At 66.5% G+C, this 25236-nt stretch carries 16 protein-coding genes; 6 read left to right on the top strand and 10 right to left on the bottom strand.

All coding sequences use genetic code 11. The annotated features are described in order from the left end of the window. Positions 1 to 3: 3 nt before the first annotated feature. Complete coding sequence (locus tag VGK32_01665) at positions 4 to 2253, bottom strand: sulfatase-like hydrolase/transferase (protein HEY3380440.1); 2250 nt, start codon at positions 2251 to 2253, stop codon at positions 4 to 6. A gap of 7 nt (positions 2254 to 2260) precedes the next feature. Next, complete coding sequence (locus tag VGK32_01660; GenBank protein HEY3380439.1) at positions 2261 to 4582, bottom strand: alkaline phosphatase family protein; 2322 nt, start codon at positions 4580 to 4582, stop codon at positions 2261 to 2263. A 159-nt stretch (positions 4583 to 4741) separates the two neighbouring features. Here VGK32_01660 and asnS point away from each other — a divergent pair, with 159 nt between their 5' ends. After that, the gene (gene asnS, locus VGK32_01655) at positions 4742 to 6130 is read left to right on the top strand and encodes an asparagine--tRNA ligase (protein ID HEY3380438.1); all 1389 of its coding nucleotides are present in this window, start codon (positions 4742 to 4744) and stop codon (positions 6128 to 6130) included. Between the two features lie 7 nt (positions 6131 to 6137). On the opposite strand, the gene VGK32_01650 is transcribed toward asnS, so the two are convergent. The 3 genes from VGK32_01650 to VGK32_01640 are packed head-to-tail and all read right to left on the bottom strand — an operon-like array spanning position 6138 to position 8411. After that, positions 6138 to 6404 carry a hypothetical protein gene (locus VGK32_01650; GenBank protein HEY3380437.1) on the bottom strand — a complete coding sequence of 89 codons (267 nt, stop codon included), beginning with the start codon at positions 6402 to 6404 and terminating at the stop codon, positions 6138 to 6140. Positions 6405 to 6423: 19 nt separating this feature from the next. Next, on the bottom strand, positions 6424 to 7329 hold the full coding sequence (locus VGK32_01645; GenBank protein HEY3380436.1) for a pirin family protein: 906 nt from the start codon (positions 7327 to 7329) through the stop codon (positions 6424 to 6426). Between the two features lie 14 nt (positions 7330 to 7343). Continuing rightward, entirely contained in the window at positions 7344 to 8411 is a 1068-nt protein-coding gene (locus VGK32_01640) for a hypothetical protein (protein ID HEY3380435.1), read from the bottom strand. Between the two features lie 352 nt (positions 8412 to 8763). Between VGK32_01640 and VGK32_01635 the strand changes: the two genes are divergently transcribed. The 5 genes from VGK32_01635 (at position 8764) to VGK32_01615 (ending at position 15780) form a co-directional block, all read left to right on the top strand. Beyond that, positions 8764 to 9237: a hypothetical protein gene (locus tag VGK32_01635; protein HEY3380434.1), complete on the top strand. Its 474-nt coding sequence runs from the start codon at positions 8764 to 8766 to the stop codon at positions 9235 to 9237. Positions 9238 to 9630: 393 nt separating this feature from the next. Next, positions 9631 to 11253, top strand: a complete 1623-nt coding sequence (locus VGK32_01630; protein HEY3380433.1) for an efflux RND transporter periplasmic adaptor subunit — start codon at positions 9631 to 9633, stop codon at positions 11251 to 11253. Positions 11254 to 11268: 15 nt separating this feature from the next. Further along, the gene (locus VGK32_01625) at positions 11269 to 14355 is read left to right on the top strand and encodes an efflux RND transporter permease subunit (GenBank protein HEY3380432.1); all 3087 of its coding nucleotides are present in this window, start codon (positions 11269 to 11271) and stop codon (positions 14353 to 14355) included. A gap of 214 nt (positions 14356 to 14569) precedes the next feature. Further along, positions 14570 to 15505 carry a DUF5996 family protein gene (locus VGK32_01620; protein HEY3380431.1) on the top strand — a complete coding sequence of 312 codons (936 nt, stop codon included), beginning with the start codon at positions 14570 to 14572 and terminating at the stop codon, positions 15503 to 15505. 2 nt (positions 15506 to 15507) lie between these two features. Continuing rightward, the gene (locus tag VGK32_01615) at positions 15508 to 15780 is read left to right on the top strand and encodes a UBP-type zinc finger domain-containing protein (GenBank protein ID HEY3380430.1); all 273 of its coding nucleotides are present in this window, start codon (positions 15508 to 15510) and stop codon (positions 15778 to 15780) included. 271 nt (positions 15781 to 16051) lie between these two features. Here VGK32_01615 and egtD read toward each other — a convergent pair whose 3' ends face one another. From egtD to VGK32_01590, 5 genes are all read right to left on the bottom strand, one after another. After that, the gene (egtD, locus tag VGK32_01610) at positions 16052 to 17041 is read right to left on the bottom strand and encodes an L-histidine N(alpha)-methyltransferase (protein HEY3380429.1); all 990 of its coding nucleotides are present in this window, start codon (positions 17039 to 17041) and stop codon (positions 16052 to 16054) included. Positions 17042 to 17066: 25 nt separating this feature from the next. Next, positions 17067 to 18284 (bottom strand): SUMF1/EgtB/PvdO family nonheme iron enzyme, encoded by a 1218-nt coding sequence (locus tag VGK32_01605; GenBank protein HEY3380428.1) that lies wholly within the window; start codon positions 18282 to 18284, stop codon positions 17067 to 17069. A gap of 182 nt (positions 18285 to 18466) precedes the next feature. Continuing rightward, positions 18467 to 21232 carry a PKD domain-containing protein gene (locus VGK32_01600; protein ID HEY3380427.1) on the bottom strand — a complete coding sequence of 922 codons (2766 nt, stop codon included), beginning with the start codon at positions 21230 to 21232 and terminating at the stop codon, positions 18467 to 18469. A 257-nt stretch (positions 21233 to 21489) separates the two neighbouring features. Beyond that, complete coding sequence (locus tag VGK32_01595; protein ID HEY3380426.1) at positions 21490 to 23388, bottom strand: efflux RND transporter periplasmic adaptor subunit; 1899 nt, start codon at positions 23386 to 23388, stop codon at positions 21490 to 21492. Between the two features lie 25 nt (positions 23389 to 23413). Further along, a partial coding sequence (locus VGK32_01590) for a multicopper oxidase domain-containing protein (protein ID HEY3380425.1) occupies positions 23414 to 25236 on the bottom strand: 1823 nt, incomplete at its 5' end.

Genomic DNA, 25236 nt, shown 5'->3' with positions numbered 1-25236 from the left:
CGATTACCGGCCCAGTCGCTGCAGCAGGGCCGTGATGTCCGGTTGATCGGGCTTGCTGCGCAACGACTGACGCAGCGCCTCGGCGGCACCCGCCTCGTTGCCGGTTTCCAGACGCGCCATCGCCAGGCTGTTCCACACAATTGGACTCTTCGCACCCGCCCGGATGGCGCGCTCGAAGTAGGGCACCGCATCGGCGGGGTGTCCGGTCTTCGCCAGCAGCCCACCGAACGCGACGACCGCGTCGACATTTCCCGGCTGCCGTTCGACAACGCTCCGCAGGAGACCCATGGCCCTGTCTGGCTCCCCAATCCGGACCAGTACGACGCCGAGCTTGAAGCACGCGTCCGCATCTGCCGGGTCACGGGAGACCAGGGCGTCGAGAATGGCCTTCGCGCCAGCCAGGTCACCGTTCTTCAGCGCGACGTCCGACAGCCCGGCCAGCGCCTCAGGATCGTCGGGCACCAACGACCGAGCACGCGCGAACACTGTCTGTGCGTCCGAGATCCGGCCCATGGCCGTCAGCACCTTGCCTTGCGCGTTGAAGGCGTCTGGCACCAGCGGGTCCCGCGCGGCCGCGCGCGACAGCGTGTCCAGCGACTCGGAAAGTCGCCCCGCGCGGCGGAGACCGTCGCCGAGCAGCGTCAGTGTCTCGGCGCTGTCATCGCCATCTCCGATCAGCCTCCTCATCTCGGCGATGGCCTCGTCGAAATGCTCGGCGGCGATCAACGCGACGGCCAGATGACGTCGTGCGAGCGGGTTGGCGGGGTCCGCGCGGAGAATCTCGCGAAGCACTCGAACAGCCTCCCGCGGGTCCGCACGTTCAATCGCCATCGCGTTCTCGATCCGAACCGCCACCTGCGCGAGCGTCTTCGGATCGCGTAGCGACGGATGCGCAATCGCGCCACCGCTGACGTAGCCGAGGCTCCTCAGCCGCTCCGCCGAGTCGGCCGCCGTCTGGGTCGTCTGGACGAACGACGCGGAATTGCCGATCGCCGCCATCACCGCCCTCCGCATGCGCGCCGCGTCGTCCGCGCGCTCGGCCGCCAGGTTGCGGAGTTGTCGGGGATCCCCAACCAGGTCGTAGACCTCAGCCTCGGGGGCTTCGACGAACATCATGTCGCGTTCGCGCCAACCATACAGCGGAGCCCAGCCGAAGCTGAGGCGGCCAAAGAGCGATTCGACATACGCCGGCTCGTCGACGAGTGTCTTCCCCATCCACGACGGGCGGAGGCTGCGTCCGTCGATGCCAGGCATCGACGGCAGGCCAGCGAGATCCAACAGGGTCGGGACGATATCGATGCCACGCGCGAGCGTGGCGGGCACTCCGCCGCGGGCAACCCCGGGCCCCGAGACAATGAACGGAACCCGGATCGTGGAGTCGTAGACGAAGAGGCCGTGTGTGGGTTCATCGTGCTCACCCAGTCCCTCTCCGTGGTCGGCCGTGACCAGCACCACCGGCGCACGTCGAGGCCGGAGGCGCGACCACTTGTCCAGCAGGACGCCGAGTTGCTGGTCGGTGAAGGCAATCTCGCCGTCGTACCCGCGGCCGTGGAAATGGGACTTGAACGGCTCCGGTGGATCGTAGGGGGCATGCGGATCGAACAAGTGCAGCCACAGGAAGATCGGACGGTCCCTGTCTGCGGCCGTCTTCCCGAGCCACTCGACGACCGCCGCAACCGTCTGGTCCGCGCGACGCTCGACGTAGCCCGGGCGTGTCGGATCGTCGCCACGTGGAAACCGATCGTCGTAGGTCGCGAAGCCGCGGCCGAGGCCGAACCGGTGATGCACGGGAAACCCGGACACGAACGCAGCGGAGAGATAGCCGGCCCGGCTGAACTCCCCGGCAAGCGTGGGCAGAGCCGAACCGAGTACGAACCCGGAGTTGTTGCGAACTCCGTGGCGGAGCGGCGTCACGCCGGTGAGGATCGACGCGTGTGAAGGCAGCGTGAGCGGTACGTGGGCGACGGCGTTCACGAACCGGACCCCTCGTGACGCCAGCCCGTCCAATACCGGGGTTGCTGCATCACGATACCCGTAGCAGCCCACGTGATCTGCGCGCAAGGTGTCGATGGTGACCAGGAGGACGTCGGGATGTGAGACCGATGCCTGGTCGGCAACCGTCCCTCGCGGCCACCAGATCCACGCGGACGACGCCGCGGCAATCGCCACGATCGCGAGGATGACAGAACCCAATCGGCGCCGAGTGGGGGCAGGCGGCGCCGTGGCGGCGGTGTGGCGATCACGATGGGCCATCCTGGAACTACTTCCTCAGCTGTCGTCTGGCTTCATCGAGCAGCGTCCGCATCTCGATCTGCGTTTCGTCGATCGCCAGCGATCGCTCGATCGTACGCACGCCATCGGCCGGCCGGCCGGCCTTGATCTGTGCGTACCCGAGGGCGTTCAACAGATCGGTCGTGGGCGCCGACGCGGCGAGCGCGAGTTCGTACGCGCCAATCGCCGCGCCCCACTCGCCCTTTGCCGAGAACGCTCCACCCCGAAGCATGTCACGTTCGCGAGAGGGGCGCGCCTCACGCAGCGCCTCGAGCGCGGCATCCGGCCGTCTATCGAGCAGCCTCGTGCGGGCGAGTTCGAGAGACACCGACTCGGCGTCGGGCACGAGGGCCAGCGCTGATTCGAACCAGCGCTCCGCCTCGCGATAGCGCTTCACAGCCAGGCAGGCTTCGCCGGCCAGTGACAGGTGCGTCGGTGACGACGGATATGACCTGGCTGCCCGCCCCGTCAGCCCTATCGCATCGTCGAACCGGCGTGCGCCAAGCAGCAGATCCATCAGCCGCTCGAGCGCCGTCGTGTCGGACGGCGCGACCTCGAGCGCCGCGCGATAGCTGCGCTCGGCCACCGCCGCGTTTCCTTCTGCCTGCGCCACGGCCCCCCGCGCGACGAGCACCTCCGGCGTGCGCGCGAGCGAGTCGGGCACGTGCGTCAGCCGGACGGCCGCGGCTGTTACGCGTTTCGCGGCGAGATCGGAGTCGGTCGCCGCGAGGAACACGATCGGGTCGATGTCGGACGCTGTCGTGCTGCTCGCGTGTATAAGTCGATCGTAGACCCGCAGCGCATCGTCGCCACGGCCGAGCGCGGCGTAGCTGCGCGCGAGCCACATCGAGGCGTGCTCGTTCAGCGGACTGACTCGCAAGACGGCTTCGAGTTCCCGTGCGGCGCCCCGTGCGTCGCCCCTGCGATAGAGGATCTCGCCGAGGTTGACCCGCGCAAGGGATGTCGCCGCCGCCGGCCCGGTCACGTACCCAAGTGCGCGCAGTCGGTCGAACTCAGCCTGCGCGCCGGCCTTTCCCGCTCCCTCTGGGACGGCCGACACATCGTGCGCACCGTAGGAGCCGACGCGAGCCGGGCCCGGAGACGAGGGCGCGAGCGCCGGGATGACGCGACCGGGCATATCGGCGGCCAGCGGCAGCCGTGCCCGCGCGAGCACTGTCGGCGCGATGTCGAGCGGCGACACCGTCCCGAGCCGTGAGAAACCCGGCGGCGGCCGCGTGCCGGTGAGCGCACCAGCCGTGGTGGCAGCGATGATGCCGTAGGGCCGATGCCACGCCGACGCACCGCTCGTGAGGTCGGCCGGGTCCTCGCGGATGCCGGCATCCGCTGGTTGAAAACCGTGGTCCGACACCACGATGACCAGCGTGTCCGGATCGAGCGCGCGCGCCGTCTGCGCGAGCGCCTGATCGACCTCCGCGTACGCCGCGGAGATTGCGCGGTCTCCTCGAGTGGAATCCTTGATGAACAGGTGCGAAGCCGTATCGACGATTTCGTAGTAGGCAGCCCAGAGATCGGGCCGCACCTCGGGGATCGCCGCGGTGCTCAGCGTGCGGTAGGTCCTGGTCGCGGCGATCGCCGCGCGGAAGTGGGCGATCGGATCCTGATAGAGCGCCGCGGTCGACGCTCGGTCGGCGGCCACGGCGCGGTCGAAGGCGGCTCGGGTCACTGGAAGCAGGCGCGACAATTCGGGGTAATCGATTGCGTCGGCTGGCACGACACCCGTGCGCAGACGCTCCCACGCCTCGGGGGGGTAGACGACGCCGGCGTCCGGGGGGCCTGCCGCGCGTCGATGCGGCGATGCCGCACGGTCACTCACCATCAGGCCGCGCACGTGGTCCGCCGGCCACGTCGCCCACCATCCGGCGACCAGCACCCGGCGTCCCGCATTCGACCAGATCTCCCAGAGCGCCTTGACACGCCTCGCACCGCCACTGACCGGGGCCTGCCCACCTCCCGGCAGGTCCACCATGAAGTCGAGCACGCCGTGATCTTCGGGGAGTCGGCCCGTCGCGATCGTGGTCCAGATGATGGGGGACAGGAGCGGCGGGTCGGATCTCAGTAGGCCGCGCGACGCGACCAACTGGAGCCGGGCGAACGTGGGCAGGCGACCCTGGGCGACCAGTTTGTCGATGACACGCCAGTCGGCCGCATCCACACCAAAGATCGCGATTCGATCGCCCGTGGGAGCGGCCCCCGACTGGTCCGTCGCACCGCTGCCGGACAGTGCGAGGCCCCAGGCGAGCGCCAGGAGGGCGAGACGGACCGAACGAGCGACCCGGTCGAACCCGCACATGCCATCAGCCTACCGGTGGGCATGCAGGGGGTCAAGTCGTCGCCCTTTGGGATAGGATGAAGGGTCCGGTCGGGCGCCCGCCGGTGGTTGAAGTCGATCGCGTCTGGCTCGCGCCCCGGTATGATCGGAGGATCAAGGAGTGCCTCGATGGCCTGGCAGATGATTTCCGCCCTTCTCAACGGCACCGTCCCCGCCGGAACCGACGTCACGGTGAAGGGGTGGGTGCGCACCCGCCGCGATTCAAAGGCGGGGCTGTCGTTCCTGCACGTGCACGACGGGTCGTGCTTCAATCCCATCCAGGTGGTCATCCCGAGCGCGCTGCCGAACTACCAGGCCGATATCCTGCGGCTGACCGCGGGCTGTTCCGTCGAGGTCGATGGCACGCTCGTGACGTCCGAGGGCAAGGGGCAGACGTTCGAGATCCGGGCTGCGGCCGTGCACGTGGTCGGATGGGTGGACGACCCCGACACCTATCCGATCTCCCCCAAGCGGCATACCTACGAGTATCTGCGGGAGGTCGCGCACCTGCGGCCGCGTACCAATACCTTCGGCGCCGTGGCACGGGTCCGCAACTGCATGGCTCAGGCCATCCATCGCTTCTACCACGAGCGCGGCTTCTACTGGATCCACACGCCCATCATCACGGCCAGTGATGCCGAAGGCGCCGGGGAGATGTTCCGTCTCTCGACGCTCGACTTCATGAACCTCCCACGCACCGGGGACGGCGCGATCGACTTCACCCAGGACTTCTTCGGCAAGCCGGCGTATCTCACCGTGTCCGGCCAGTTGAACGTCGAGACCTACTGCCTGGCCCTGACCCGCGTGTACACGTTCGGTCCGACCTTCCGCGCGGAGAACTCCAACACCAGTCGCCACCTGGCTGAGTTCTGGATGATCGAACCGGAGATCGCGTTTGCCGATCTGAACGACAACGCGACGCTCGCGGAGGAGTTCCTCCGGTACATCTTCCAGGCCGTGCTGACCGAGCGCGCTGACGACATGGCGTTCTTCGCCGAACGGGTCGACAAGACGTGCATCACGCGCCTCGAAACGTTCGTGAAGTCCAGCTTCGAACGGATGACGTATACCGACGCGATCGCGGCGCTCGAAAAGTCGGGGAGGCCGTTCGAATACCCGGTTCGCTGGGGCATCGACATGCAATCCGAGCACGAACGGTACCTCACGGAGGAACTCGTCGGCCGGCCGGTGGTCGTGACCGATTATCCAAAGGAGATCAAGGCGTTCTACATGCGCCTGAACGATGACGGCCGCACGGTGGCCGCGATGGATGTGCTGGCACCGGGCATCGGCGAGATCATCGGCGGCAGCCAGCGCGAGGAACGGCTCGACGTCCTCGATTCACGTATCGACGCGATGGGCCTCGACAAGCGGACGTACTGGTGGTACCGCGACCTGCGGCGGTACGGCACGGTTCCGCACGCCGGATTCGGCCTCGGCTTCGAGCGGGCGATCAACTACGTGACGGGCCTCGCCAACATTCGCGACGTCATCCCGTTCCCGCGGGCACCAAAGAGCGCGGAGTTCTAATCGCGGACTACTTTCTCTTCCGGCGCCCGCCGGCCGGCGACATATCGATCGTCAGCGCCACCACGAGGCCGACAATCGGCCACAATGTCCACTGGCCGCCAAACCAGTGCTGGACCGCCGTGTACCACAGCATGGTTGTCGGGAGGAAGATGAACCCGACAATCGGCCACAGCGACGTGCTGAAGATTCCCCGGAACCAGTGCGTGAACAGCCACAACACCACCACGACTGCGCGTGGGGCCGCGAGCGCCGCGACGATGAAGAAGCAGGGCATGGTGACAGTGTAGCCCGCTTCAACGCGACTTGATGAACGTCCCGTTCTTGAGATCGGCGAACGCCTGCCGCAGTTCCTCCTCGGTGTTCATCACAATCGGTCCGTACCATGCGACCGGCTCCTCGAGCGGCCTGCCCGACACGAGCAGGAACCGGATGCCCTCATCGCCCGCCTGTACCACGACCTCGTCGCCGCTGTCGAACAGGACAAGTGAGCGGTTGTCCGCCTCCCCGCCCTCGCTCGCCCGCACCACCCCGGCCAGCTCGTTCCGCACGGCGCGCGGCTCCGACGCGTCGCGAAACGCGCCCGAGCCCTCGAAGACGTACGCGAACACGTTTCGGGATCGCTCGACGGCCAGCCGCCTGGTCCGACCGGGCGGCACCGAGACGTCCACATAGCGGGGATCCGCCGCGATGCCCTCGACCGGGCCCTTCTTCCCCCAGAATTCCCCGCACACCACACGCACACGGGTGCCGTCGTCGTCCACAACTTCGGGGATGTCGCGGGCGGCGACGTCCTGGTAGCGGGGTGTGGTCATCTTCAGCGACGCAGGCAGGTTCGCCCAGAGCTGGAAGCCGTGCATGCGGCCCCGCTCGTCGCCCTTCGGCATCTCCTGATGCATGATGCCGCTGCCGGCGGTCATCCATTGCACGTCGCCGGCTGCGAGGCGTCCCTTGTTGCCCAGGCTGTCACCGTGCTCGACCGTCCCGGCCAGCATGTAGGTGATGGTCTCGATTCCGCGATGCGGGTGCCACGGGAACCCCGCGAGGTAGTCGGCGGGATTGTCGTTCCGCAAGTCGTCGAGCAGCAGGAACGGATCGGTCTCCTCCGTGCTGCCGAATCCGAACGCGCGCCGCAGGCGCACGCCCGCGCCCTCGATCGCCGGCGTCGATCGGACAATCCTCCTGGTGGGTCGTATCGACATGGAGCCTCCCTCTCTCAATGTAGCAGAGACGAAGCGCCTTGGGGCGTTTGCGACTCGAGCCTGATCTTCGTGGCCGTCAAGGCCGAGAGGAGGCCGTCGGCAACCCCGCTTCGCACCCGCCCCCGGATCAGTCGGCCCGTGAAGCCGCTCAGGCCGTCGGACCGGCTGCGATTCACATTGATGAACCAGAAGCCAGAACCGCGGGCGGGATCCGGAACCAGGACCCGCAGTTCGAGGCCGGTGCAGAAGTAGTGACTGGCGTACAGCATCTTCGACGCGACGACGGTTTCCTTCTCACTCTCCTCGATCACCACGTGGCTGATGCGAATTGTCGGCTTGAGGCCGAATGTCGTTTCCTGCCAGTACAGGAAATCCACCGATCCCGGGAGTACGGCGTTGGGGTAGCCGAGGAGGTACTGGCGGACAGAAGGCAGCGACTCCGCGAGCGACGGCATGCGCTCGAGCATCGACTCGAACTCCGACGCCACTGACGCGGGCCGCAAGTGGTCGCGGTACACGGCGAGCCGGCCGTTGCCACCCTCGAGATACCCCGCCACGGACTCGAACGCGATCTGTCGGAACACACGTTCCGCATCAGCCTTCGCCGTGGGCTTCGTCCAATCGACGCTGGCCCGGAACCTCTCAATCTGGCTCTGGCCCAGCTTGACCTGGCAGTCCCCGACGCGACAGGCCTTCAAATCCCGGACATCTTCCTCGGGCAAGGTCATCTCAGCAAAGTCCTCGAGCCGTGGTGGAGCGCTAATCCTCCTGGTGATCCTGAAAGCGCCACCGCGCTCGAACCTCTCGATGTCCTTCACGGCCGCGACGTACTTGGCGGGCGCGGCCTTGATCCAGATCGCGCCGAAGACGGCCACCTCCAGGCCAGGGTCGGACTCGAGGAGCTTGGCGATTGGCGAGCCACGAAGCAGCAGATCCCGCTCCGCCGACGTCGGCCGGACGACGGACGCGAGAAACCGCTCGATCGATTCCGGCAGGCGCGACGCTCGCGGTGATGGACGCGCGGATTCGGCGGCCGCCACGAGCAGTGCCGCCAGCAGGAGTATCCACCGGGTCGTTGCCATCCGACTCTCCCCTCGTCTTGCGCATCGTATGGCAACTCATGGGTGCGCGGCCAGTAGCGCTCGGTGGATCCCGTCCAGGCCATCCGGCCAGGCCGCTTCGTCGCAACGACCGGTCTGACGCGGTGCATCTCCCGGGTTGCGAAGGCCGTGGTGCCCCCTGCCCGACTCGAGCGCCTCGCCTTCAACGGTTCAGTTGGAGATTGACCGCCCTATATCTTCGAGCCGTGGCGACTCCCCATTCGTCATAGTGGCCGGCTCCGTGTGCCGGCGAAGAGTCCGTACCGGCCGGCCCCCATTGCCGGCTCGAGAACAACAATCGGCCGATTCACGGATGGCGTTCAGGAGGTTCATGATGAAGCGGTATGTCCTGTGGGCGATCGTGGTGCTGTGCGCAGCGCCAGTCACGGCGGACGACACCTTGGTGCGCTTCGACCGGGGAATTGGCGTCGACCCGGTCGCGAAGATCGATGGCAACGGCGCTCCAGTGCTCAACTCGATCCTGGGCGTGCCACCTGGGGGGTTTCCCTGGGTGATAGAGGGGCTGAACGCGACCGTCAGGACCGACGGGCGGGTCACGGTCGACGGTCGGGGCCTGCTGCTCGCGGGCGGGGATGGCATCGGCACCAACGGGAACCAAAACGTCAGTGCGTGGCTCTTCTGCGGAACATCGGTCTCCAAGACAGGCGTCGTCCCGCTCGATGACAACGGCGACTTCCACATCAACGACATGCTGACGCCTACGCCGCCCGATCCATGCGGCAAGCCAGTCTTGCTCATCGTCAACGCGAGAGGTGCATGGTTCGCGGCCGGGATCCCCAAGCGATAGGTATCGCTCGCCGCGCCGGGCGCCCGCGTGGGTGCCCGGCGCTGTTGTGCCGCCACAAAGGTGCCTTCCGAGGACGACTGATCTTCCCGGCACGGCTGCCACAGGCGGACCCGGACCACGAGGCCGCTCAGCCGATAGGTCCCAGGTGCTCTTCCGGCAGAAGTGTCCCGACTCGTCCTCGAACTCCGCCTGACTGCGTATTGTCCGACCCGGGTTGAGCCGCCGCCGCCTGGAGCTTCGCCGCGGCGTGGCCTGCTCGAGCCCGCAGACGTCGCAGCAGCCCTGCCTTTCGCAGGCGCTGGAATCTCGCCTTGTCGCCATTCAGTTCAGACATGATTGCCTCACAGTCCCTCGCCGACTGCGTGTCGTCGCTGCGCAGTCCCTAACGCACGAATGATAGGGGCGTCGAGGGGGCGCAGTCTGTGCACTTCAGCACACCAGGCGCGCGTTCGTCACCAACCCGCCGTTCGTGTCCCTGGCCGGATCGACGAGAAAGGCTCGCCAGCACTCCCCGAAAGGCCAGGAGTGTGTGAAGATTGGAAGATGTCCTTCGACCAACGACCCCACGGGAGGGGGAATAGGGGTAAGCGTTCCTCGGGGAGTGTCGTAACAACTGGCAGGATGCAGCTGTACTTGTCTCGATCTGCGATACTCGATTCTCATCTGTGGTTCTCAATCCGGGCCGGCGTTCATCAACGGCCTGCTCGCAATCAACTAGCGATGCCGATGCCAATCCGTCACCTTGCCGCCTTGATCGCACTCGCTCTATCGTTGACAGCCTGCTCGTCTCCGTCCGGCACGAGCGCTTCCGCCCCGACGACCGGCCGAGGCGCCGGCGCGCCCGTACCCGTCGTGACGGCGCGCGTCGAACAGAAGCCAATGCCGGTCACGCTGCCGGCAGTCGGCACCGTGGAGGCCATAAACAGCGTACAGATCCGGGCACAGGTCACGGGTCAGCTGAGCGCCATCCATTTCGCTGAAGGGCAGAACGTCCGGAAGGGACAGCCGCTGTTCAGCCTCGATCCGCGGCCATTCCAGGCCGCCCTTCAGCAGGCCGAGGCGGTCCTGGCACGAGACACCGCCACGCTTCGCAACGCGGTGGATCAGCAGGGACGCGTCGAGAGTCTCTTCAAGCGAGGGCTGCTTCCCCGCGACCAGTACGAAAGTCAGCGCGCCAGCGCGGCGGCCCTGACCGGAACGGTTGCGGCCGACACGGCCGCGGTCGAGAACGCGCGGCTGAGCATGCAGTTCGCAGACATCAGGGCACCCATCGGTGGACGAACCGGTGCGCTCGGAGCGCACGTGGGAGATCTCGTCCGCGCCAATGACACGATCGCCCTCATCGTCATCAACCAGCTGTCGCCGGTCTACGTGACCTTCTCGGTCCCGGGGCGCTACCTCGGGGACATCCGCCTCTATCAGGCCAAAAAGCCATTGCCCGTCAGCGCGGTCGTGCGGGCGGGAGCAAACCAGGGGGCGCGGGCGCCGCCCGGAACCGCCGGCCCCAAGCCGAGCGCTTCTGTCGCGGTGCCTCCGGACGCCGCATCCGCGGCTCCACCACAGGCCCCGGCGCGCGGCATCGTCAGCTTCATCGACAACAACGTGGACCCGACGACCGGAATGATCCGTCTCAAGGGTACCTTCCCGAACAGCGGCAGCCAGTTGTGGCCGGGCGCATTCGTCCAGGTGGTTCTCGACCTGACGACCGACCTCGACGCCCTCGTCGTGCCCGCCACCGCCGTGCAGGCCTCCCAGGATGGCCAGTTCGTCTACGTCGTGAAGCCGGACCGTACGGTCGAGATGCGACCGGTCACGGTCGAGCGGCAACAGGGCGACCAGGTGGTCATCGCCACTGGAGTCTCGGCGGGCGAGGTCGTGGTGACCGACGGACAGCTGCGTCTGACGCCGGGAGCCCGGATCGCGGAACGGGGAGAGGCCGCCGCTGGCCGCGGCCCGGGAGCCGGTCGCAGTGGAGGCCAGAGTGGCAGCACCGGCGGCCGGCAGGGCGATCGGTAGGGTGAGGACGACATCATGAATCTCGCGGAACCTTTCATCCGTCGTCCCGTGGCGACGACACTCCTGGTGCTCTCGATCCTCATCTTCGGCGCAATGGGCTACCGGCTGTTGCCGGTGAACGACCTCCCCACCGTGGATTTCCCGACGATCCAGGTCAACGCGAATCTGCCTGGTGCGAGCCCGGAGACGATGGCGGCATCGGTCGCGACGCCGCTCGAGAAGCAGTTCTCCACGATCGCGGGCGTGAGTTCCATCAACTCGAGCAACTCGCAGGGGAGCACCAGCATCACGCTGCAGTTCGACCTGAGCCGATCCATCGACGCGGCGGCGCAGGACGTTCAGTCGATGATCGCGCGCGCCCAGCGCCAGCTGCCGCCCGGGATGCCCTCGCCGCCCTCGTTTCAGAAGGTCAATCCGGCCGACTCCCCGGTCCTGTTCTTGACGCTGAGCTCCCCCACGCTGCCCCTGGCGCAGCTCGATCGGTACGCGCAGAACCTCCTTGCGCAGCGCCTGTCGATGGTCACCGGAGTGGCGCAGGTGAACGTGTTCGGATCGCAGAAGTTCGCCGTGCGCGTGGACGTCGATCCGATGCAGCTCGCGTCACGGCAGATTGGAATCGACCAGGTGGCGCAAGCCATCTCGTCATCGAACGTCAACCGGCCAACCGGGACGCTCTATGGCCCGGACCGCAATTACGTAATCCAGGCGGCCGGCCAACTGCTGGATGCCGGTTCCTACAACGGAATCGTCGTCGCCTGGCGGAACGGCAGCCCGGTGCGTCTGAACGAGATCGCGAACGTCTACGCCGGGGTCGAGAACGAGCGCAATGCGGGGTGGTACAACGGCGCCCGCACCATTTACCTGGCCATCCAGCGACAGCCGGGAACCAATACGGTCGAAGTCGTCGATCGCATCAAGGCGCTGCTCCCGCAGCTCGAGCAGCAGCTTCCCGCGTCGGTACAGTTGCGGATCCGGAGCGATCGCGCCGTGCCGATCCGCGAGTCGGTGGACGACGTGAAGTTCACGCTCCAGCTGACGGTCTGCCTCGTCGTGCTGGTGATCTTCCTGTTCCTCCGCAACGTCTCGGCGACGATCATCCCCAGCCTCGCGCTGCCCTTCTCAATCGTCGGCACGTTTGCGGTGATGTACGCGCTCGATTTCAGCCTCGACAACCTGTCGTTGATGGCGCTGACGCTCTCGGTCGGCTTCGTCGTGGACGACGCCATCGTCATGCTCGAGAACGTCGTCCGGCACATGGAGATGGGCAAGCCGCGGCTGCAGGCTGCCCTCGACGGCTCGAAGGAGATCGCGTTCACCATCGTGTCGATGACGCTGTCGCTCGCCGCCGTCTTCATCCCGGTGCTGTTCATGGGTGGCGTTGTCGGCCGACTGATGCGCGAGTTCGCGGTGACGATTGGTGCGGCGATTCTCGTGTCCGGACTCGTGTCGCTCACGCTCACGCCCATGCTCTGCAGCCGGTTCCTGAAGGCGCCGCACGCCATCCGGCACGGGCGCTTCTACAACCTCATGGAGCGAGGATTCGACGCCTGGCTGCGAGGCTACTCGTGGTCGCTCGGGCAGACGATTCGGTTCAAGGGCGCCACGATGCTCGTCTCGGCGCTCCTGCTCGGCGGCACCGTCTATCTCTTCACAATCATCCCGATGGGATTCATCCCCAGCGTGGACACCGGTCAGTTGAGCGGACAGATCGAGACGCTCCAGGGCCTCGGTTTCGAAGCGACGGTCGCTCGCGTGAAGGAAGTGATGAACGTCCTCGCGAACGACCCGAATGTCGCCGGATACACCGCGAACGTGTTCGGGTCTGGCGGGCGGTTGAATGTCGACCTGAAGCCACGCAACCAGCGGCCGCTCGACGCCGATCGGGTCATCGAGGCGCTGCGCCCGAAGCTCGCCCGGATCACCGGCGTCCGCGTGTTCCTGACGAACCCACCGGCTATCCGCATCGGCGGCATGATGACGCGCAGCCAGTACCAATACACTCTCCAGGATCCAGACACTGCCGAGCTGTACCGGTCCGCGCCCCGGTTCGAAGCGGCGCTCCGCACGGTCGACGGAATCGAGGACGTGACGTCCGACCTGCAGCTCCGCAACCCTCAGATCAACGTCGACCTCAACCGTGATCAGATCGCGGCGCTCGGCCTCACCGTCGATCAGGTCGAATTGGCGTTGACCTCCGCGTATGGCTCGCGGCAGGTCTCGCAGATATTCGCACCGGACGATCAGTACCAGGTGATCATGCAGGTGGCCCCAAAGTACCAGCGCGATCCGGCCGCCCTCTCGCTGCTCTACGTCCAGTCGAACGCCGGCAAGCTGGTCCCATTGTCAACCGTCGTCGCGACGCGCCAGACGGTCGGGCCGCTGTCGGTCAACCATACCGGGCAGTTGCCGTCGGTCACCCTGTCGTTCAACCTCAGACCGGGCGTTGCGCTTGGCGACGCGGTGGCGCGGGTTCAAGACGTGGCCCGCAACACGCTGCCCGCCACGATCTCAGGAAGCTTCCAGGGGACAGCACAGGCATTTCAGGAGTCGATGACCGGTCTCGGCTGGGTGCTGGCGCTCGCGATTTTCGTGATCTACGTGGTGCTCGGCATCCTCTACGAGAGCTTCATCCACCCGCTCACGATCCTGTCCGGGCTTCCCGCGGCCGGGTTCGGCGCGTTGCTCACGCTGCTGTTGTTCAAACACGACCTGAATATCTACGCCTTCGTCGGCATCATCATGCTGGTCGGCCTGGTGAAGAAGAACGGCATCATGATGATCGACTTCGCCATCGAGGCGCGGCGCCGCGAGAACCTGAGCCCGGCTGAAGCCATCTACGAAGCGTGCCGGGTCCGATTCCGCCCGATCATGATGACGACGATGTCGGCGCTGATGGGCACGCTGCCGATCGCGCTGGGCTGGGGCGCAGGGTCCGAGGCGCGGCGCCCGCTCGGCCTGGCGGTGGTAGGCGGCATGCTGGTATCGCAGACACTCACCCTCTACATCACCCCGATCTACTACATCTACCTGGAGCACTTCCAGGAGTGGCTGGCGCACCGAAAGACGGCGAAGAAGCCGTCGCCACAGCTGGCCGCCTCCTGAGTCCTTCGATGCACGAGTGCCGCGGCGTCGTTGTGCTCGCAGGACTCAGCGCCGCGCGGGCACAATCGGCTGCCCGCACCGAAGGTCGCGCGCGGCCTTGGTTGCAGGCCGAGGCGCTGAGCTTGCGTCCGGTCGGCCATCGGCCGTAGCCTGGAGTATCCGCCGAGTCACGCAACATCAGTGCAGGCCGATCACGCCTGCTGGGGGATGGTCCATGCCCGACGCTGCCTGGCCGGACTTGCCGCTGGTCGCCTGGAAGGACACGTGTGACACGCTCCACATATGGACGCAGGTGGTTGGCAAAATCTGTCTGGCGCTCACGCCACCCCTCAATCACTTCTGGAATGCGACGCTGCACGTGACGCCGCGGGGGCTGGCCACGCCGATCATGCCGTGTGCTCTTGCGCCGACGAGCGCGGATGCCCGCGACACGGGCGCGTTCTGGATGCACTTCGACTTCGTCGATCATGCGTTGGTCGTGCAACGCTCCGACGGCGTGACGCGAAGTCTCGAACTGCGCCCCCGCTCGGTTGCCGAGTTCTACCGGCACACGCGGTCGCTGCTGGCCGAGATGGATATTGCAGCGGACATCTGGCCGGTGCCGGTCGAAGTTCCATCACCGATTCACTTCGAACTGGACACCGTCCACGCGTCCTACGATCCTGACGCCGCGAACCGCTTCTGGCGGATTCTCCTCCGGAGCCATCGCGTCTTCGAGGCGTTCCGCGCGCGTTTCATCGGCAAATGCAGCCCGGTTCACTTCTTCTGGGGAAGTTTCGATCTCGCCGTGACCAGATTCTCGGGGCGGCCCGCTCCCGAACGCCCCGGCGCGGATCCGATCACGCGAGAAGCCTACTCGCACGAGGTGATCAGCCATGGTTTCTGGCCTGGCGGTGGGTCTGTGCCAGACGCCGCGTTCTATGCGTATGCCGCCCCTGAGCCGGCAGGACTGAAGGACGTAGCGGTTCTTCCAACGGAGGCGTACTACTCGCGCGAGCTCTCCGAGTTCCTCCTCCCCTACGATGCGGTCCGGACCGCGCGACATCCCGATGCGGTGCTCACGCAGTTCCTCGAGAGCACATACCAAGCGGCAGCCGACCTCGCCCGGTGGGACCGAGCGGGCCTCGAGCGCCCGGTAACGGAGATCTGAACATGCCCAGCCAAGACGTCTGCGCTCACATCGAGGGCATTACGACGGTCCGCGCGGCGAGCCGCCATCAATGTGACGAATGCGTGAAGGCGGGCAGTTCCTGGGTGCACCTGCGAACCTGCCAGGCGTGCGGTGCGACACTGTGCTGCGACTCCTCGCCCAAGCGACACGCCAGCACGCATGCGCGCGCCAGCAACCATCCCGTCGTCGCATCGGCGGAATCGGGTGAACGCTGGCTCTACTGCTATCCGGACGAGACGTTCGCGGAATACTAGTGTCCCGAAACAGTGGTTCGTTGCCGAAGTCCCGGAGCGCGGCGCCCGGCTGGCAAGGCGCGACGACCGAGCATACTGGGAGTATGTGAGGGAGGAGCAACGCCGCCAACCGGGATGCCCCGCCAGCACCAGACACGCTGTTGGCTGGCCCCGCGAAACGTGGGGCGTAGACATCTTGAACGGGCGGACAGACGTCACAGAACTTCACTCACTCGCCACGACGTTGGCCGTTCAAGACGTCTGGACGGGTCACCGCGGTCTCTATGTTCAATCACTCGTCGCCGGTCGCAGTGACGACCCAAAGGCTCTCGGCAAACGTCCACCCGCCGCTCGTCCAGCGGGAGACCGGCGAGAAGCCGGCGGACCGCGCCAGCGCGTCGAGTTCTTCCGGCTCGAACTTGTACGACGATTCGGTCCAGATGCTCTCGCCCGCCAGGAACGGAATTCGCACACCGGTCTGGCCGATCGTCACCACTTGATCCTCGAGTGACCGCAGGTGCATCTCCACCCGCGACTCCGTTTCGCACCACCGTGCTTCGTGGCGGAACCGGCGCAGATCGAAATCAGCGCCCAGCTCGCGGTTGATCCGCGCCAGGAGATTCAGGTTGAACGCGGCGGTCACACCGATCGGATCGTCGTAGGCCGCGAGCAGCCGCGCGACAGGCTTGCGCAGATCCGCGCCGACGAGCAGCGCGTCACCGGCCCTCAGCTGGCGCCGCACGCCCGCAAGAAATGTGAGTGCCTCGGCCCGGCCGAAATTCCCGATGTTGCTGCCAAGGAACAGGACGAGCGCCGGCGGCCATGCCTCGCGGCCCGCGTCCAGACGCTGCAACCCTTCGAGGTACTGACCTTCAACCCCGTGAACGCGAACGCCCTGCGTGGCGCCGATTCGGAGCCGGCAGGCTTCGAGCGCGCCCGCCGAGATGTCGATCGGGTAGTAGGCCACTTCCCGCTGGTAGCGCAGGATCGCATCCAGGATCGTCGTGGTCTTCCGGCCGCTGCCGCTTCCGAGTTCCGCCACCATCACGCCGGGCACGAGCGCTTCCACGATTCGTGGCGCCTGCTCGACCAGCAGGCCCTCCTCGGCTCGCGTCACGCCGTACTCTGGCAGATGGGTGATTGCGTCGAACAGTGCGCTCCCGACATCGTCGTACAGGTACTTACAGGGAAGCGTCTTCTGACGCTGGCGGAGGCCCGCGTGCACCTCAAACGTGAACGCCGCAAGGCGCGCGGCCTCCATCGCGTGGGCCACTGCGTCCACGGGGCGTACGAGGTCGTCGGACGGGTCAGTCTTCAACGAGGCGGAAGGTCGTGTAGGCATACGCATAGTGCGGCCGGAACCAGTTGCGGAACGTGGCGCGGATCAGCGCGCGGTCGGTGACCGGCGCGGCCCCCTTCAGGACGAAGTGGCCGTCGTCGAAGAAGTTGGCCGAGTAGCCGGGGTACGAGGGGAACGGCTCGAACCCCGGGAATGGCGCGAACACGCTCCGCGTCCACTCCCAGCCGTTGCCGACCAACTGCGACACGCCAAAGGCGGAGTCTCCTTGGGGAGTGGCGGTCACCGAAACCGGATCACGGCGGTCGAAGTCGAAGTTCCCACGGCCACCATGATCGGGCGGCTGATCGCCCCACGGGTAGCGGCGCCAGTCACCATCAGGCGTGCCGAACGCTGCCCGCTGAAACTGGGCTTCGGTCGGCAGTCGCTTGCCGGCCCACGCCGCGTATGCAGCGGCCAGGTTGTGGCTCGCATACACCGGCCAGTCGAGCGGAAGCGGCAGCTCACTCGCGAAAGCGCGGTACTTCCACCCGAGCCCGGCGCGCAACCAGTAATGGGGCACCGGCCCGCCGTCCTCGACAAACGCCAGGTAGTCGCCGTTGGTCACTTTGTGCTTGCCGATCGAGAAGGCCGGTACCCGTTCGGAGTGGGCGCCGAACTCGTTGTCCCAGCCGAACCCTGTGCCCGAAGCCCGCCCGAGCGTGGCAGTGCCGGCAGGAATCTCGATGAATCGGGGGATCGGCGAAGAGGCACGAGATGTCGCGACGACCGCTGGTGCCGCAACCCGTCGGTCGAGCGGCAGGTTGTGCAGAATGTAGGCAAACGTCTCCGCGTGCATCAAACGGTGTTCGACGGCGATGCTGGCCGCCACGTCAGGCGCCTGTTCGATGACGGCATCGACGTGGGCACGGACCCGCTTCGCGTAGTCGAGCGTCTGCCCGACCGTCGGCCAGTCCTCCGGTCGATCCGTCGGTAACTGGCCGGGGGGAGGGTCGATGCCAAACGCGAAGAGTTGATCGAGCGACTCGCTCACGGGTGGGAGGCTCAGCGCCGCGCGGCCAATCTGGTTCCAGTCGAACGCCTCGAGATGGCCGAGGTAGAACAGCACGCGGTGACGCTCAGGGATCCCACGGTCATAGAGGGCTTCAGGCTGGACTTCGGCGAACAAGGAATCTGTGAGTCGCCGTGCCCGATGGAGCTCAAGCGTTCGATCAATGGCTGCGAGCATCTCGGCGCCTTTCTGTTCTCAGGGAAGCCCGGAGCTATCCGAAGCAAGATCGGCGCCAAGTAGATCAACGCGATTGGCCGGCGCCCACGACCCCCGGCCCTCCGCAACTCGTCCGAAACCGAATCGGTTCTCGAGGGTCGGCGCCGGGATCACATCGGACACCGGCGCCACCTCGCTGTCTGTCACCTGGCGAAGCTGGTGGTCGCGGACCGCCCGTCCGGATTCACCACTCTGATCGAGACCGGGGTTGCCCGCGGGAAGCGGCTGGACACCCCCTCGCCGCTGAGGTCGATCCGCGTGGAACTCACCCGGTGAACGTCCGCCGAGGCGACGGTGCTGCCGCCGATGAACACGCGGACGCCCGGTTGGAAGTTCGCGCCGTCGATCCGAATCCGGAACGGATCCGACAACGCCGTGACCGTCGAGATCTGCGGCGCGGAGTCGGCCGTACTCGTGACGACAATCGAGCCGCGCTTCGCGCTCGACACCCTCGCAACCGACGCGGTCATCGTCCACTGGAACGTGCGCGCGGACGAGTACGTGTGGCTCGGCGAGCGCGAGGTGGAGTGCGCGGCGCCATCGCCGAAGTCCCAGTCATACGCCACGGTGCCTGTGCAGTTGGTGGCGGTCGCCGTTGCGCCGAACGACACGGGTGACAGAACGGTAGCCGTTGCCGGCGCCGAGGCCGTCGTGGTCAGAGAACACGCGGGTGCGCTGGCGCTCACCACGATGGTGCCGGTTTTAGCGCTCGAGACCCCGCCGTCCGACGCCGTCATCGTCCAGGTGTAAGGACCCGCGATGGCGTAGACATGGGTCGGGCTCTGCGCCGTGGACAGCGCGCTGCCGTCACCGAAGTTCCACGCGTAGGTCAGGGTACCCGTGCACCCCGACGTCGTTGCGGATCCGGTGAACGACACCGCCACACCAGCGGCCGCGGTGCCGGGCGCAGACGCCGTTGTCGCCACCGAGCACCCGCCTGTTCCACTGCCCACCTGGACCGTCACAGTGGCCAGGTTCGAGTCAATCGATCCATCCCAGGCAGCGTAGGTGAACGTGTCGGCACCCGAGAACCCGACGTACGGGAAGTATGTCGCCACCGTGCCCGAAAGCCCGACCGTCCCGTTCGTCGGCTGAGAGACGATTCGCAGAGTGAGCGCGTTGCCGTCCGGATCGGTCGCGGCCAACGGTATGGCGACCGCCGCACCGACGCTGGTCGAGGCCGAGAGGTTGCCCGCCACCGGTGGCCGGTTGGGATTCGAATCGCCTCCCCCGGGCCCGTTGTGGCACATGTAGCAGCTCACCTGCGCACCGCGGAACAGTGTCTTCGTGCCGAACGACGTCGTCAGCGTTCGCGGGCCGAACGCACGCGACAGCACCGTCCCCCGGTAGTCCGCGCCATGGCACGCCTGGCACTGCCCGCCATTGTTGACGGCATCCGGGTGGCCGGAGATCCAGACCTGCCCCACCGCGTGCATTCCGTGCGGACCGCCATTGGTCGTCGTCGGCGTCGTCTGGTGGCACGCCGTGCATTCGGCAATCGTGCCCACGTGTCCCTGAAGTGCCACACTCTGAAGGTTGTCGTTCGGGTGGGCGGACGGATATTCCGCGTGCGTCGATCCGTGGCACGCCGAGCACTGCAGGCCGCCGTGGCCAGCCGAGAAACGGTAGAGGCTCAGCCCGGCGGCAGGAGCGTTGGCGACGGTGGCGAAGGTCGGATCGGCCGCCGCTCGCGGCAAGCCAGTCGAGCCGAACGCCGACGTGAACCGGATCTGCCCGCTGTTCGAGACGGCGGTGCCGGTGTGGCAGTTCTGGCAGGTCGGCTCCTGAAACCAACCCGTGCGGTTGGGATTGCCGACCGCGCTCAGCGGGCCGTGGCAGTTCTGGCACTGAATCGCCATCGTGCCGTCCGCGGCCACGCTGTTGCCCATCACCCCACGCAGACACCGCGTCACCGACCCTGGGTGGCACCGATAGCATGCCGACCGGTTGCTGCTCGAGTCGAGCGTGAAGTTGTTCGTCGGATCCACGACCCTGGCGTGCAGGGCATGGACGGCAGTCGTGAGCGGCGGAATCCCGGTCATGCCACTGCCCACCAGTGCTTCCGACTTGTGACACGCGGCGCACAGGATCGCCCTGCCTCCCGATGCAGTGGCTTCCAGGCCGGTGCTTCGGTAGCCCTTGGCAGCAAGCGCGCTGAGGAAGGCTGGATTGCCAAGCTGCCGGTCGTCGTGCAGCCGCAAGATGTTGAAGCGATAGTCGCGCTGCGCGTCCGCGAGATTCACCCAGCCGGCCCGTGGACGCGCCGCGGGGCCAGAGGCCGAAGAGTGACACGCTGAGCAGTCCATCTCATCGGAGACCGGCAACACGATGTTCGTTGACGCGAGCGGCGCGCCGGCCGCGTCGCTCGCCGTCACCTTCATCAGCGGGTAGGGATTCTTGGCGCCGGCATTGTCGTAGGGCGTGATCGGGATGCCCTCGGCGATGAACCAGTTGAATGCCGGGTCGAAAACCATTGGCTGCGCAGTGTTGGCCAGCCCGGGCATGTTGTGGTTGAGCAGGCCGACGTCTGCCGGCAGGGTCACGCCGAACATCGGAGCGACGAACGACCAGAAGTTGGTCTTGCCCGCCGAGGTGGTGTTGATGGACCCCGTAGGATCCGCGATGCCCTGATAGCTCAGGTTCACGCCGGCCTGGCTCGTCACCAGATTGCCGGCCGCGTCGATCACCTGGGCCTGGATCGTGTTGTACGGGGGAAGGATGGCGAATACGCTGAAATCGGCATCCATGCAGTGCATGCCGAGGTTGTTCCAGGCAACGACCTTCCAGCCGGTCGTGCCGGCCTGCCCGGAGATTCGCGGCGCCCCGGCCACAAAGACACCAGCCAGGATCGCCAGGGCAATGAGCGTCATTCGCGGCCGCTGCAACAGACGGAATCGATGGACCATCATCAAGCCCCTTCTCGGCAGAGGTCGGGATACTCGTGAACCGTGGCACCGGTGTACCGGCGACCTCGCGCTGTTCGATGTCACTTGGGGGGGCAACGTGTGTCGAGGATTGGAGCGAGAGCAAGGCCCGGGCCGGCGGGCGCCGAAACCGTCGAGGCGACGATTGGGCGGGAACCAGGCACAATCCGTCATCGAGCGAGAGACGACGCGACACGCCCCTGGGAGAAACCGTGTAACGACTTCGTCGTCGAACCCGACGCTCACCTGCCGATGAACTTCTCGGGCTCCTTGTCGAACCGGGTCTTGCAGTCAGCGTTCGAGAAATAGTAGGTCTTGTCCTTGTAGACCGCGAAGAGCCCTTTGCTCGAGGCCTCCATCTTGTTGACGATGGCAGCGCACGCGACGTCGAGTTGCACGTTGTCTTCGGCGATCCCGGCTGACGCGACGCTGTCGGCTTTCGCCTCAACCATCGAGGATGACGCCCCGACATGTGAACGGCGAAGCAGCCTGTTCTTCGGCGCGTATTGTTGATGATCGAAGGCAGCCGGCCGCTCCGTTTCCTTCTCCTGCGCCATCATCACCGCATTGGCGGGCGCACCGATTCCCGCGTCGACCGTGTCTTGCTGCGCCATCCCAGCCGGCGCGGTGGATGCCGGCTCGGTCTTTCGACCAATCGGCGGCGACCGTCGAGAACCGTCGACCTGGCGCGGCGCCGATGACGGCAGAAGGTGATCGTGTTCCGACGTGTACGAGCCTGGGTTCGTCTCGAATCGCTCCCGGCACTGGCGGGAGCAGAAGTAGTACATGCGGCCGGCGTGCGAGAGCGTCTGCCCGGCACCGCGAGCGCGCTCGGGATCCACGGACATGCCGCACACCGGGTCGATCTGACTCGTCGCGGGGTTCACCCCGGTCGTTGCCGCTCGCATCCTCGATTCGGAATCGAGCAGAAAATTGCCCGACACGACGATGGCGTCCGTCTCGGTCAGGCCGCTCAGCACCTGGACGCGATTGCCGTCCCGCCAACCGGTTTCGACCGTCCGTGGCTCGAAGTACCCATTGCCTCGGTCCACGAAGACCGTCGCGCGCGCGCCGGAATCCACCACCGCGTCGGCCGGAACCGTGAGACCAGGTGACAGGGCGACGTCGAATTGCACGTCCACGAACATGTCCGGCCGCAGGAGGTAGTCAGGATTGTCGACCTCGATCCGAACCTTGAATGTGCGGGAGGCGGTATCGAAGGCCGGCAGTGCATTGGCCACGCGCCCGTGGAGGCGCCGGCCGCCGCCATAGGGCAGGATGAGGCGCACAGCCATGCCCGGTCTCAACGCGGTCGCCTCGTTGGCGAAGACGTCGGCCAGCACCCACACTCGTCGAAGATCGGCCATGCGAAACAGTTCCGCGCCCCGGTCGTAGCGCTGGTTGGAGAATACCGTGCGCGAGAGGACGAAGCCCGTCACAGGAGACCGGATGTCCACGTCGGTCGTCGGCACTCTCGTGCGGCGCAGGTCCTCGATCTGGCGTGCGCCGACGCCATAGGCAGCAAGTGAATCGGCGCCGGATTTCACTTGTGCCTCAGCGATCTTCATCTGATCCGGCCCCGCGGATCCTTCCTTCTGGTACCGCTCGACCGCCGCCAGGCCGTAGAAGAAGCTCTGTTCGGCCGTGAGAATGTCGCGAGCGGTGATGCGCAGCAGCAGTTCGTCTTTGTGGACGAGGTTCGTCGTGGAGACCGGCGCGACGTCGTGGACGAGGCCATCCACCCCCGTCGCCACGCGAAAGACGCGCGTCTCATCCACCGCCACCCGTCCGACTGTGGTCGCCGTGCGTGCAGTCGGCGCCGGTTCCGCATGGCCGAGCCTTACGCCAATCAACTGCTGCCGATCGACGGACACCTGAATCGCGTTGGGCGGCAACACTCGGCCCCCGACTGCGGAGCGCTCGTCGGCGTACACCGGCTCGAGCTGCATGCCGCAATCGGGAGCGATGCCCGGCTTGTCGGACTTGTAGGACGGGTGCATCGGATCCACCCAATACAGGACCGTCCGCGCTCGTCCGGGCTCCCGTCCCCGGGCGGACATGTGCCACGTCACCCAGGAACCCGCCACGAAGGCCAGGCCGGCCACGACGCACACCAGTGAAAAGGCAGCAGCCTTTCTCATCGGTTCACTCCTGGCAGACCCCGCGCTACCTGGTCACGAGGAGCGAGTGCATCATGTCGTGCTCCTCGTGCTCCAGGATGTGGCAGTGCCACACGTACTCGTACCCCTTGATGCCCATCACCTCGAATCGCGGACTGTAGGGCACCGTCACGCGCCTGTGATCGACGACCGGGTCGGCCGGCAGGCTGAACCGGGTGATGAGCGTGATGCACTCGGCAGGGTTCATCCGGATCGTTTCCTTCCAGCCGCGCTCGTTCGGATCCGCGGGCCTTGCCGGCCCGATGAAAGTGATGGCTCCGGTCTTCATGAACGCGCCCTCGTCGAACGCCTGCCGCGAGATCACCTGGAGGTTCACCAGGTGGAAGTGCATCGGGTGGGTGTCTCCCGTCGTGTTGAAGATCCGCCACACTTCTACGGCGCCGACCGTCGGCGACTGGAACGCGGCGCTTTGGAGCGACGTTGGGTCGAAATACTCGGCGCCATAGAGTCGCGCTCCGCCGCCGTCCACCCCCGTCGGTTCTGTGGTGCCGAGCATCTGGATCAGGCGGCCATACTCGTCGAAGTACTCGTTGAGCGTGAGATCACGGACGACATCGACACGGGCGGGGGGCTCATTCTTGAGATTCGGATTCGATACCCACGCGGGAACATGGCCGGGCCTGATGAGCGGAGGGGGATCCATCGGCGGCAGCAGGGGTAGCGGCAGGACCGGGTCGGCCGCGCCGACGCGCGGCACGATTCGAATCTGCATCAACGTACGGGTGTTCGGCCCAGCCCCGTCGAGGGTGGTCGCCGCCCCGCCGGCGAGGCCGTCCTTATTCGCCGCGGCGCTGGTGTAGTCCGGATCGCCCGTAAAGTAGTCGTTCCGAGGATCGCCGCCCGGGAATGGCGCCGGCGCATCACTGTAGAGGACCATCACCGAGCCCGGCTTGACCTTCGAGAAGTCGACGATCACGTCGGCACGCTCGGCGGGCGCCATCAACAGGTTGTACTGTGTGGCGTTCCCGTTGGTGGGGCTCGTCGGGTCGGTATCGAACGCCATCTGCATCGGGGGATCGTTCGGGAACACGACCGGCGCCGGCAGGAAGCCGCCCTCGGCGCCAATCTGGACGAACGCCGGAATCCCCTTGGTGTGCTTCAGGTCCGGTTCCCCCGATGCCGGGTTGTTCGTGTCCATCGACCGCGCGAAGTAGAGCTGCAGGTTCAGGAAGCGCGCCTGCGAGCCGTTCAGGAACAGGAACCGATAGCGGCGCGGTTCGAGCTCGAGGTACGGATACGCCATCCCGTTGATGACCGGGGTGTCCGCGAAGAACTCGGGCACGCAAGAGGGGTTCGGCGGATCGGTGCTGAACGTACCCGGAAAGCTGTCCCCGCCCCAGTCCCAGCGGCCCGACGGTCCGACGGAGTTCTTCTCATACAGGTTTGGGTACCACAGGTCACCAGGCCTTCCCCGGCCACCATCGGGATTGCCCTCCGGGCCGATGAAGGTCTTGTCCTGGATGATCAGCGGCACGAGCCGGTCCATGGCCGGAATCGCACCGATCTTGATCAGGGCCTGTTCCCACGCGTCCTGGAGCAGGTATCCGGTCGCAAGCCCGGCATACGCGTTGAGGCGAGTGATGCCGACCGCGTGGTCGTGGTACCACATCAGGCGCATGCTCTGGTCGTTCGGGTACCAGTAGTCCTTCGAGAGGTTGTTGGCCTTCGGACCTCGGACGTAGCGCGGATCGCCTGGGGATATCGGAAGCCAGGCCACGCGCGACAGGCCTTCGTTGCCCTGGGCGTCGAACCAATGGAACGGGCCGCCATCACTCACCCACGGAATGAACCCCCCGTGCAGGTGGACGG

The organism is Vicinamibacterales bacterium (assembly GCA_036504215.1).
Taxonomy (GTDB): domain Bacteria; phylum Acidobacteriota; class Vicinamibacteria; order Vicinamibacterales; family Fen-181; genus FEN-299.
Note: the sequence above shows the minus strand (reverse complement) of the source record. Positions and strands in the feature narration are given on the sequence as shown.